The sequence below is a fragment of the Aquimarina sp. RZ0 genome (genome assembly GCF_008370685.1).
In the GTDB taxonomy this organism is placed as follows: domain Bacteria; phylum Bacteroidota; class Bacteroidia; order Flavobacteriales; family Flavobacteriaceae; genus Aquimarina.
Genome location: NZ_VTZU01000083.1, coordinates 1 through 11,653 on the forward strand (window position 1 = coordinate 1; position 11,653 = coordinate 11,653).

Consider the following 11,653-nt stretch of genomic DNA (forward strand, 5'->3'; position numbering starts at 1 on the left):
TTTTTCCTTTCTACTTCGTTTAAAAAATAAACCGTAGCTATAGCTATGCTTGATTTTTTTGCCTTGCATAAAGAAAAAATAATTCAATGAATTTATACGAATTTTTTAATCACAAATCGTATTACAGATATTTTTTCATTCCGGATGCAGGATATCCGAACTCATGAAAATTCAAAATAAGGATGTCCTCCTTTCAAAAAAAGAGTTTAAGGTTTTGGTAAAAAAAGGAAGATCTTATGAATATCAAATGAGACCTATTAATAAAAATGTAATTCATCTTTGGGTAGACCTTTTACAATCTTCAAAAGATGATTATCTTTTCTCTAACGACCTTACACCTGGAGAAAAATCTATCAGCGAAAGACAGATTGCCAGAAGATGGAAAAGACACGTAAAAGATAAACTTAACATACAATGTGACTTTTATTCTTTAAAACACCTACACATCGACATAATCACTGCCAGAGAAGGTGTTAAAACTGCTGCCATTATAAACGGTCATAAATCAGATAAAATGGTACTTAAACATTACGCCGTAAATGAAAAACAACGACAAATCGATAAAGCAAAGGATATGGATATAGAATTCTAGTAATTCAAGCTAATAAGTATATTAGGATCTATCTAATTAGCTTAGCACAACCTCTTATTTCTTCATAAAATTTACGGTATTCTTCAAATGATATAAGCTTACCACTTTTATCTAAGAGAATATTACCATTTTTAGGGAAATTTGAAAAATATATTTTTTTTCTAGAATAGCCATAATATACAATTTCAAAAAAACTATCTCTATTAATCATTGATGAATCATAATTTAAAGAAAATAACCTATCAAGATCACTATAAGCATTTACACAAACCGAATCATTTACGGTAAGTTTTATTGCCACTAAGTCTATTAATTTGATATCTTCATTAATAATCCTTCCAGAGATAACATCTGTCCCTAATAACTGGATTTGATCGGTGATTAATTCGTCATCTATAAGATTATCATAAATATGATCAATTGATGGAGCATCTTTTAGCTGCTTGGTTTTACAACCAATAGTAATCAATAAAAGGATGAATACAATAGTTCTCATTTTATTTGTAATATGTATTAATTTCTTGTTGCATCACCAACCATTGCCAATGATAAAAATCTTTACCTTCATTTCTGTAATCCATTAAATTAGTAGTAGAGGATTCTGTAAACTTGTACTTATTATTTTTTAAAATAGACTTATATTCTTCTATTTTTCGTCGTTCTTCTACAATAATTTGGTTTATCTTGGAAATATTATCTAAAACTTGAACTTGATTATACTTTTCATTGCCTTCAAGAGTTTTATTTTTAGTTAGTTCTCCTTCTAAATAAGAAATGTTCTTTTTTCTGTTTTCTATATAATCTTTCTTCTCTTTGAAGATATGTTCTAATCCTAAAATATGACCAATTTCGTGGGGTAAATCTGTCTTCAAAACAGAATTAATATATAAATTTATAAATTGGCCATTTAACGGAAACAATTGTGCATCTGCTCCGGCAGACTTACCACTCTCTAAAGACAAATAAAAGACAACAACACCTTTAAAGTTTTGTACCGATTTACACCTCTCCTGAAGTAAACGCATACCTTTTGAATTTAATATCTTATTATTAAAATATTCATCAGGCACATCATCCAAATTAAGAAACTCAAGATTATCAAAATTCTTTTCCAGAATTTTAGGTTTGATCAACGCCTGATTCAAAGAACCGTTGATTAAAAAATCTTCTATCCTATCTAAATTCCGATCAAACTTATCTTTAAGTCCCTCCAAATGCTGTTCTTTACAAACCTTCACAAACTTAATATCCAAATCATAAACGGTGTCATTCTTCACCACATTAATTTTACCCACAATCGCATCATTCTTATCCAGTAATTCAATACTGGTATCTTTTGTTAATGGGCTGTCACAAAAAACCTTGACCATCACTTCTCCTTTCTCAGCATCCTTCACCTTTACTTCTTCCGGATCAAAACGTATGCCATCTGTTGCAGGTAGCTTTATAACATCATCTCTTTTTGCTTTTCCCTGGGTGATATCCACCTTGAGCAGTAAGGATACATTGTCCTGATCAGGAAACATACTAAGCCAGGGAACAAAATATTCTTTTCCTTCAATAGTAATCGGATTGTATTCTGTTTTTAGCGCTTCATAATTCTCGCAGATCTCCTGATAGTTATCGCGCATCCAGTCAAAACCAAACTCACCATTATAGGTATTCTCATCCCTCTCCAATCGGGCCGTAAATATAACATCTTCTTTTTCTTCAGTATCCTCCTCGTCTCTAACGGTAGGTGTTACATTATTTTCTACAAATGGATTACTAGGGTTTGCTGGAGATACATACAAAGAATCCCTGATTTTCATAATCAAGGCACTAAATTCTACATCCATTAACAGATTTACCGTGCCATCGTGATTAAAACGAGTGTTCGCATTGATAACAAAAGTATTGGCGAATTTGATATCAAAGTCTTTTTGCATTCCATCCCGTTTATAGACTCTAATATATCCCTGAACCATCTGATCCGGTGAAAACATCGCTTCATAAATACCTGAATCATCTTTGGTAGCGGCAAAGGTCGTATAAATCTTTCCTCCCAAAGTTCTGCCTTGCGGACGCCCTGTGTAATCTACAGGTTTCGCTAAGTTGTAATCTAATTTCAGTAGAGGGTATTCTTTATCAAAAATAAAAAGAGTGGCTTTAAAAGACATATGCTAAATTTAAGTTGTAAACTACTATATAAAATTCAGTAAATCAATGCGGTAAATCCGTAAATTAATAGTTCTCCCGGATTAACTGATATTCCGGATTTCCAATAACACGACTTGCACTTACTTCAAAAACGTGATCTTCTCCCTCAAAGCAAATACCTGTTATAAAATCTTCAGACGATAAGACATTGTTAATCCGTATCGCAATGATCTTATAATCGTTACTCCCGATTCTGTATCGCTGACCTTTTTCTATTTCGTCTTGCAAAAAAAGGCTGAAAATTGAGTCAAAAAAGCATTTTTATAGCGATTAAAAATAGTTTAAACCACTTCTTGATTATATCACTGGTTTTTATTATAAGGTATATAATTTGACCATTCCCAAAGTGTATAGCTATCGGCTAAAGCAGCCTCTAATAATTCTTTATATATACTCTCTCCATTATCACTATTGGTCATAATTAATATTCCTTTGCCTGTTTCTAGAAATAAAATTGAATAATGTTGAAATCCATCTCCATGCCCACTTTTAGTAACGGCCTTTCCGTGAGGTGTATCAAAATTTAACCATGCTAATCCACAGCTCAAATTAATAGCATCATATTTATTGGTTAACGTTTTAGAATTAGGGCCAAAATGTGCCAGGGATTTAATTCTAATTTGTGGACTAAAAATCTCAGTGTAAGAATCTTTGTTTAGAATTTGCTCATTCAAGACAGCTGTTAAAAATTTTGTATAATCGTCTGCAGTTGTCTCAAGAGTACTAGCAGCTCTAGGTTCATTGTCAATATCCTTACCATAGATTTTACCTTTTGTATTATGCCCATGAGCGAAATCTTTCTTAAATCGTGGTTGCCATTGGTATGATGTGTTGTGCATATCCAGAGGTTTAAAAATAAGTTCTTGAGCCAATTCCTCGAGAGGCTTGTTTGTGAGTTTTTCGATGACAACTTGCAGATATACTAAGCCTTCTCCACTGTAGAAATATTTCGAACCAGGTTCAAAATTCACCCTTAATTTTCTGTCTGTTTCAAAAAACCTCCAGTTATTAAATCCTGAAGTATGTGCCAGACACATTCTTGCAGTTATTTTATGATACAAACTATCCGTTTTTAAATCTGAATAGTGATCATGCCAGCGGGTTTGTGGTTCATACTCATAAATTTTCTTTGACAAGTAGGATTCGAGTGGTGTATCTAGATCAATTACATTGTTTTCTACCAATTTCATGACAAGTAAGCCAAAGACAGCCTTGCTTAAAGAAGCACCATAGATGTTAGTAGAATCTGTGAGAATAAGTTGTTTAGGTGCATTTTTGTATCCAAAGGTTTTTTTATATACAGGTTGTTTTGCATTGAAAACGGTAATTGCCATTCCGTGGACTTCAGCATCATTCATTAATTGATTGATTTTGTTGGTCAAAGAATCCTTTGAAATTTCAGTACCATCCAGGCGAGTTATTTTATCATTATTTATTGGTGTACAATTAATAAAAACCAACAGTGGAATTACGAATAAAATTACTTTAGTGCCCCTTCTTGTCTTATTTTTTAAAAAAGGTATAGATAAAGGATAATAACATTTAGATTCTTTTACTGCATACATAATATTGATTATAACTACTAATACACAAAGAGGAATAACTAAAATAAAAATTATAAAACCCCATTTTTCTATGGTCAATAATGCTACAAAAGATAATACATATAGTAATAGTACTGTAATCTGAAAATTAACAATTTTAGCACCGTGCCTGTCATAAAGTACATTATCTTCCCTTTTGTGAATCCATAAAAACAATGGGAAAAGCACGTTACAAAAAGGCAGTACAAAGCCTAACAAAGGTGTCCCATGTAATAGTAATAACCACTTTTTTTGGATGGCTTCCTCTCTTGGGTTTTCAAGTTGCAAAAGGTCATCAGCCTCAATTTCGAGTGCAGTTGCTAATAAACTTATAGTTTGTAAATGTGGATTGACTTCTCCCTTCTCGATACGTTGAATAGTGCGCACAGTCACTTCAGTTCTGGCTGATAATTCTTGTTGGGTAAAACCTTTTAATTTCCTTTGATAGATTAAATTTTTTCCGATTGAACTGGTTTTCATATTTTTCGTTTTTTGATACTACAAAGCTACGATCAAGCCTTTGTTTTTATAACGACATTTAGATGTCATCTTTATGTCATTTGTTAATCTGATAGGCAGTTTCATTAAAAATACTGCTATTTTTCTCTCTTATGTTCAGTGAACTCATCTTGAGTAATGCTTTGATCTACAAAACCCAAATTTTTCGTTTGAAAAGCACTACTCAAGATGAGTTTATTAGATATTAAGGTATGAAATAATAGGAAGCCACACCAATTATAATTCATGAGGCCAATATTGAAAAATCTGCGTCAGGTTTTCGATCACCAAAATCCATCTCGAATAAGAAAATCATAACAGAATTGATGCCACTATAAGTAACAACTGCTGACCAAATACTTTTTGAATTGATCGTCAACCAGCCAAAGAAATATTAAAAAAAATAGTTGTTATACGATTTATAACTAAAAATTTCGCATATTCATCGTTTCTTTTTCCTTTCTACTTCGTTTAAAAAATAAACCGTAGCTATAGCTATGCTTGATTTTTTTGCCTTGCATAAAGAAAAAATAATTCAATGAATTTATACGAATTTTTTAATCGCAAATCGTATTAAAGGGAAAATTAAAAAAGCATGAATTCCAGAAAAAAGCATACTGATTCCTATAAAAAAGAGAGATAGAGCAAAGTTTGCTCCATCACATAGAATAGTAATAATCTGAAAAATATATGTGAATAGGAATATCATCAAACGCTTTTTTCTAATTTTATCACCATCATTATATTTTTTTTCATAAGTATTGTTTTTCATTTTGCTAATCTAAAGATGGGCTTACCCCGAGGTAGTTTACAAGCATTTTAAGTTTTTTAGAAATAATACCATTTGAGAATGGTATTAGGCCTTTGCTTTACAGTTAAATTTATTACTGAAAATCTTGTTAAGAGTAATTCATTGATTGTAAGTTAAATACTAAATATAAGTATGAAATTAGGGGTAAAACCGATAGAAACACGATCTATTTTTCGGAGCAACGCTGTATTTAGTTGTGAATTCCCGTCGGGATCAAAACTTTCAATAGCTCTAAAATCTCTTGAAAGAACATTTCTTTGATTTGTAAGGTTTTGAAGTGTAAACCCTAATTTGGTTTTTATTTTCTTTGCTTTATCCAGATAAAAATTATAATCGGCAGTCAAATCCAAACGATGATAATCAGGTAATCGTTCTCCATTATAGGTTTCAAAGACAATAAAATTACTTTGAGGACTGCTTGAGTCTAATGTTTTTTTGAGTATACGGTAACTATGCTAGTTAACCAAAAGAGTGAGAAAAGAATCTTCATTTCTTTTGAAACGAATTCTACGAACAAAGACTGAAAATGATGAAACCATTAGGACGCTGGATAGCATATCAATTCTCCTATAATTTTTTACTCGATAATCGAGATTTAAATGCTCCGAGGCTTGCCTCTAGATCGAAATGATTTTTTTCTAATAAATGCCTCGTGGGCTTGCTCCTAGGTAGTTTAACTTTGTATTCCTGACCCTTTCCATATTTTGTATCTACATAATTAGTGAGTGATAGTCCATTTACTACCTTTTCTTATGTACTTTTTATGCTCTAATTTCAAGAATCTCGATAATCTAAAAGCCTCCAGAAAAAAACCTTCTATTACCTCCTTTGATTTTGGTTGTTCCACATTATTAAACCTAAAAACACCTTTTTCTAAAATTAAGTTATTATTTCGGTGATCCGTAATCTCCAATCGACAATCGTTAAAGGCTTTTTCTATATATTCTTTTATTAATTGTTGGTCTATTTTCATATTGTTTATTTGGTGTTTTAAAGATAAGAAGATAAATAGTTTAATTGCTTGAGGAATTCCGTAATATTATTGGATTTTTCCCTTATTTTATTTTTTTTTGTTTGAACCCTTTTTTATATACTGTATAACCTCAGCACTTTTGTGACTCACCAAAAAAAAGTCATCTTTATTTTGAGTACATATCCCTAAAAAAAAGTATTCATTTTGTATATATCAGAACAAATTTATAGCAGCCTACGATCTATAAAATTAGCCTTTTATTCATACATAAAATGGGGTATATGTGTACTTGATACTACTCTATATTTTATTTTGTCCATCGTTTATATATCAATGAAACCTTAATACTGATGCTTTTCATGCTTAGAATTGAATAATACGATCTCTTAGGTAAAGCGACCCATTCAAACTTGCACTTTTTCATTGATATTTCAAAATAAAAAGAAGCTGTCGCAATGAATATGCTTTAGTTTTCTTTTTTGGCTAAACAAAAATGACTACTTTTTATTAGCGTATTTTTTAAATCAGAAATGGTAAATTACTACGGTATCAATCGGCGCGAATTTTAAGAATCATTCTCATTATTAATATTTTTATGTTGGTCTATATTAAATAAACAGTCAAAAACTAAAATACCCTATATCATTCTACACAAAATAGTTAAGCTTAGGATAAGCAGCTTTCTTATCTCTAAAACATTTTAGCAGGTAATAATATCTGAGAATTGTATTATTTTCCAAAGGTTTTTTTTCATTACATTTAGCGATCTCATCTATATTCTAATAAAAAGTTGAAGTTTTCTCATATACTCAATATAATAACCTGAGATTATTAATATGAAAGATTAAAAACCGTCAATTCGAGACATCCAATAAAAGTTTTAAGCAGTGTCTAAACTGATACACAATAAAATTTTATTAAAATGACCATAAAATCAAGACTTTCAATTGATTGTAATAATTTATCAATGATAGTGATTTGATGTAGAAGAAATATATCGAGAATAGATTTTTAACCCCAAAATGCTCGTTTTCGACACAAAATTCATATCAGAATTTCAAACTGATGCGACTGGAATTAATCGAGTTTCTTACATAATAGGCTCAATTCTGTATATTCTGTGAATAGAGAAATAAAACGTTCGGATACTTGTGATTCAGATTGTAGTATTAATCTCGTCTCGGGTAGTTGTTTCTACAGCTATTATATAGAAAATGCTTAACTATAGAGTTAAGCATTTTCTATATAACTAAGGGTATTATTAAACTTTATAGTTCAGGAGGTGCACCATTTAATCGCTTCTCAATTTTACGCTTTTTAGCGGTAAGAAGTTTCATGATATCCATAATTTCTGAATCTTTTGTTTCTTTATAAATTTCATTGAGAGCTAAAATAAGTTTTTTGGCCTCTCTAGAAGCCGCAACTCTATCACTCGTGGTCATGTTGCTCATTTTCCTAGCTTCAAATTCTAAAGCCTGTTCTACCAATCCCATAATACATATTTTATTTAAAAATAAAAAAACGCTTTACAAAAAACAAACGTATTTTATCATATTCTTATACCATGCTGCTCTTCTTGTCAAAAATTTATTTTTAAGCGCAGCCCTAATTTATGATGCGAAATACGTAAACGATAATTAAATTCACAAGTTTTATTACAAAATCTCTTAAGATTCCGTCAAACTATTGGAGAAATAATGCAATTATACCTAAAAAAATCACCTACTAAACTTCGAAAATATGCGTATCATTGACTTAGTCCCAGCTTATTGATTTCTTTTTTTAAAACAGGTAACACTTCTTTGGTAAACCATTTATTTTTTGCCTGCCAAATATTATTTCTGGGAGAAGGATGTGGCAAAACAAAAAAATCCGGAAGGTAATCCTTAAAATTCTGAACAGTTTCTGTAAGTGTCCTTCTGGTAGTATCACGCAAATAATAATCTTGGGCATATTTTCCTATAAGGATTGTAAGGGTTACACTCTTCATTTGTTCTAATAGTAGTTCATGCCATAAAGGAGCGCATTCTTTTCTGGGAGGTAAATCTCCTGATTTACCTTTTCCAGGATAACAAAATCCCATAGGTACTAATGCTAGTTTTTTAGAATCATAAAACACTTGATTACTTATCCCTAACCAATTTCTTAGATTCTCACCGCTCTTATCATCCCATGGAGTGCCTGTTCTATGCACCACTATCCCTGGTGCCTGACCTATAATAACTACTTTACTTTCTATAGTACCCGTGACCACAGGTTTTGCACCCAATTCAAGATGTTTTTCACATACTGTACACCTTGAAATTTCGTGTAATAATTTTTTCATATCTCTAAAATATAAAATAAAGCACCTCAATTAAATAGAAAATAGAACCGATTAATGAATAAGTTATTATTTTTACTCTTCAAATTCTAATTATGAAGTGTTTTAATACTCTACCGATAGTTATATTCTACCTATTGGTTAATACTTGTTATTCTCAAGAGATAAGGGAAATCAAGAAGACGGATATGACTCGCTGGCAAATGTTAAAACATGATGGAGTATCTGTTTTTGGTGGTGTAAAAAACGCATATACGCAGCCCATACGGTGGAAAGGCAGAGATTGGGCTACTTTTGGTGGAATTGTAGCGGGTTCAGCCCTTATTTATCTTATAGACGAACCTGCAAATGATTTTTTTGCAGATCAGGAAGAAGATATTCCCGATTTTATAAAAGAAACGGGGTTTCGATTTGGAAAACCTTTGGTTAATTATGGATTGACAACTGGTGTATATGCTTTTGGTTTACTCACAAAAAATGAAAAAGTAAGAAAAACAGGAGTGCTACTTATTGCTTCTGCTACGGCTGGCGGAATTATCCAAACTGTCAGTAAAACACTGGCAGGACGTGCCAGACCCTATACAGAAAAAGGAAAGGACAGTTTTAAGTTTTACAGTAGTGAAGCAGGGTATCATTCATTTCCTTCTGGTCATGCCATTCTTTCTTTTACAACTGCTTATGCGATCTCTAAACAATTCAAAAATCCTTATATCAAAGGTGGTATTTATGCTTTAGGGCTCGTATCTCCAGTATCCAGGCTTTGGGCAGGAGCTCATTGGTTAACTGATGTAACCTTAGGAATTGCGTTAAGTGTGGTTATTGTAGATGGGATTGATAATTATCTTAACAAAAATGAACGATATGCATATCGTAAGAAAAAACCTAAGGTTGTGTGGGATATTACATTGGGAGCCAGTCAATTGGGAGTTGTTGGACGTTTTTGATATTGATTTCCAGATAAAAAGAACGTTTTATACCAATTCTAAAATGATATTACTCGATAATCGAGATTTAAATGCTCCGTGGCTTGCCTCGAAATCAACTTGTTTTTTTTAATAAATCCCTCGTGGGCTTGCCCCGAGGTAGTTTACTTATTAAAATCATTTCTTTTTGTTTCACACTTCCAAATAGAAAGCATCGATAGTGCCGCTATCTATGAATTTTCTTTCTCTTCTGATTTTAAAAATAGTTTTTTTATTTTATCAAAGATTTTTTACTTTATATCCTGTGATGCCATAAAACATAAGATAGATATAACATACTAATGGAATAAAAAAAGATAATTGAATCCCTATACTATCTGCAACTGCTCCTTGTAGCAAAGGAATTAATGCGCCTCCTACGATCATCATAACCAATAGAGAAGATGCCTGACTGGTATACCTGCCCAGATCTTTTATAGCTAAAGTGAATATATTTGACCATAAGATTGAATTAAATGCTCCAATAGCGATTGCACTCCAAAAAGCGATTTCGCCACGTCCTATCATCATAATCAATAATAATACAATCACTATACTTGCAAATAAAGTCAATACTTTAGAAGGTTTGGTTCCCCCTATTAAAAAACTTAGATAATTAATAAGTAAGAATACAACAAACAACCAAATCTTAGAAAATGATAGTAACTGTATTGAAAACTCTCCAGCTTCTACTTTTATCGCAGTGATACAATACAATACAAAAAAGAAAAGTATCGATAAACCAGCCATCAACAAGTATTTCTTTATTTTATCATCAATACTGCCCATGGATACTGATCCTAAAAACCGTCCAATCATAGCTCCTCCCCAATAATACGATAAAAACACACCACCTTCTGCTTCATTCATTCCCATAATATTTTCTAAACCGAAAAAATTTATTAAAAAACTACCAATCGAGACTTCTCCTCCTACATAAAAGAAAATAGCAAACATCCCTAAAACTACATGCCTGAATTTTAATACTCCCAATCCTTTCTCTATTTTTTCGGTATTTACAAAAGAAGGTAGCTTTACAAACTTTATGATAACAGCTAACATAAAAAAAAGACTTCCATAAATCAGATATGGCATTTTTAGGGAATCTACCGTAATCTCTCCATCAGAAAATACTTTGTATAACAATACCGCTCCTATTATAGGTGCCAAAGTGGTGCCAAATGAATTAAAACCTTGTGCAAGATTAAGTCTACTCGATGCCGTTTCTGGTGTGCCGAGAATAGCCGCATAAGGATTGGCCGTAATCTGTAGAATAGTAACACCTGAGGCTAAAACAAATAGCGCTCCCAAAAAAATAAAATAGCGCTGATAACTGGCGGCAGGATAAAAAAGACAACAACCAATACCGCATAATAACAGTCCTATAATGATTCCGTTTTTGTACCCTATTCTGGCAATTGGATCTCCTTGTAGTACCGAAATAAAAAAATAGAGTAGTGAAATAACAAAAAAAGCTCCAAAAAAGGCAAATTGTATGAAGGCCGCCTGAAAATAAGAAAGCTCAAAAACAGCTTTTAGATGCGGAATTAATACATCATTCATTACTGTTATAAACCCCCATATAAAAAATAAAAAAGTAATTGTTATAAAAGGCTTTCTATAACGTGTCTTTTTACTATCCATATTGATATAGGTTATATACCAATTCTAATTTAGAAGAGCCAATTTTCAATTAGCTCTTTCTCGTTCAT

At 31.8% G+C, this 11,653-nt stretch carries 11 protein-coding genes; 2 read left to right on the forward strand and 9 right to left on the reverse strand.

The genetic code is table 11. The features are described 5' to 3' along the window. Nucleotides 1–115: 115 nt before the first annotated feature. Nucleotides 116–592: a tyrosine-type recombinase/integrase gene (locus F0000_RS22870; RefSeq protein ID WP_304505297.1), complete on the forward strand. Its 477-nt coding sequence runs from the start codon at nucleotides 116–118 to the stop codon at nucleotides 590–592. A gap of 28 nt (nucleotides 593–620) precedes the next feature. Here the strand turns inward: F0000_RS22870 and F0000_RS22875 are convergent, their stop codons facing one another. The 8 genes from F0000_RS22875 to F0000_RS22910 all read right to left on the reverse strand — a co-directional run bounded on the left by F0000_RS22875 (nucleotide 621) and on the right by F0000_RS22910 (nucleotide 8,982). After that, nucleotides 621–1,088 (reverse strand): hypothetical protein, encoded by a 468-nt coding sequence (locus F0000_RS22875; RefSeq protein ID WP_149627049.1) that lies wholly within the window; start codon nucleotides 1,086–1,088, stop codon nucleotides 621–623. Nucleotide 1,089: 1 nt separating this feature from the next. After that, entirely contained in the window at nucleotides 1,090–2,751 is a 1,662-nt protein-coding gene (gene tssD / locus F0000_RS22880) for a type VI secretion system tube protein TssD (RefSeq protein ID WP_149627050.1), read from the reverse strand. A 64-nt stretch (nucleotides 2,752–2,815) separates the two neighbouring features. Continuing rightward, a complete protein-coding gene (locus F0000_RS22885) occupies nucleotides 2,816–3,019 on the reverse strand; it encodes a hypothetical protein (protein ID WP_149627051.1) in 204 nt (67 codons plus the stop codon). A gap of 74 nt (nucleotides 3,020–3,093) precedes the next feature. Beyond that, nucleotides 3,094–4,854, reverse strand: coding sequence for a serine hydrolase (locus F0000_RS22890; protein ID WP_149627052.1), 1,761 nt, complete (start codon nucleotides 4,852–4,854; stop codon nucleotides 3,094–3,096). A gap of 942 nt (nucleotides 4,855–5,796) precedes the next feature. Then, on the reverse strand, nucleotides 5,797–6,033 hold the full coding sequence (locus F0000_RS22895) for a hypothetical protein (RefSeq protein ID WP_188112235.1): 237 nt from the start codon (nucleotides 6,031–6,033) through the stop codon (nucleotides 5,797–5,799). Between the two features lie 368 nt (nucleotides 6,034–6,401). Further along, the gene (locus F0000_RS22900) at nucleotides 6,402–6,656 is read right to left on the reverse strand and encodes a hypothetical protein (protein WP_149627054.1); all 255 of its coding nucleotides are present in this window, start codon (nucleotides 6,654–6,656) and stop codon (nucleotides 6,402–6,404) included. A 1,268-nt stretch (nucleotides 6,657–7,924) separates the two neighbouring features. After that, on the reverse strand, nucleotides 7,925–8,149 hold the full coding sequence (locus tag F0000_RS22905) for a hypothetical protein (RefSeq protein ID WP_149627055.1): 225 nt from the start codon (nucleotides 8,147–8,149) through the stop codon (nucleotides 7,925–7,927). Between the two features lie 254 nt (nucleotides 8,150–8,403). Beyond that, on the reverse strand, nucleotides 8,404–8,982 hold the full coding sequence (locus F0000_RS22910) for a uracil-DNA glycosylase family protein (protein ID WP_149627056.1): 579 nt from the start codon (nucleotides 8,980–8,982) through the stop codon (nucleotides 8,404–8,406). Between the two features lie 185 nt (nucleotides 8,983–9,167). Between F0000_RS22910 and F0000_RS22915 the strand changes: the two genes are divergently transcribed. Then, the gene (locus F0000_RS22915) at nucleotides 9,168–9,923 is read left to right on the forward strand and encodes a phosphatase PAP2 family protein (protein ID WP_255452858.1); all 756 of its coding nucleotides are present in this window, start codon (nucleotides 9,168–9,170) and stop codon (nucleotides 9,921–9,923) included. A 258-nt stretch (nucleotides 9,924–10,181) separates the two neighbouring features. On the opposite strand, the gene F0000_RS22920 is transcribed toward F0000_RS22915, so the two are convergent. Continuing rightward, complete coding sequence (locus tag F0000_RS22920) at nucleotides 10,182–11,585, reverse strand: sugar MFS transporter (RefSeq protein ID WP_149627058.1); 1,404 nt, start codon at nucleotides 11,583–11,585, stop codon at nucleotides 10,182–10,184. Between the last annotated feature and the right edge of the window lie 68 nt (nucleotides 11,586–11,653).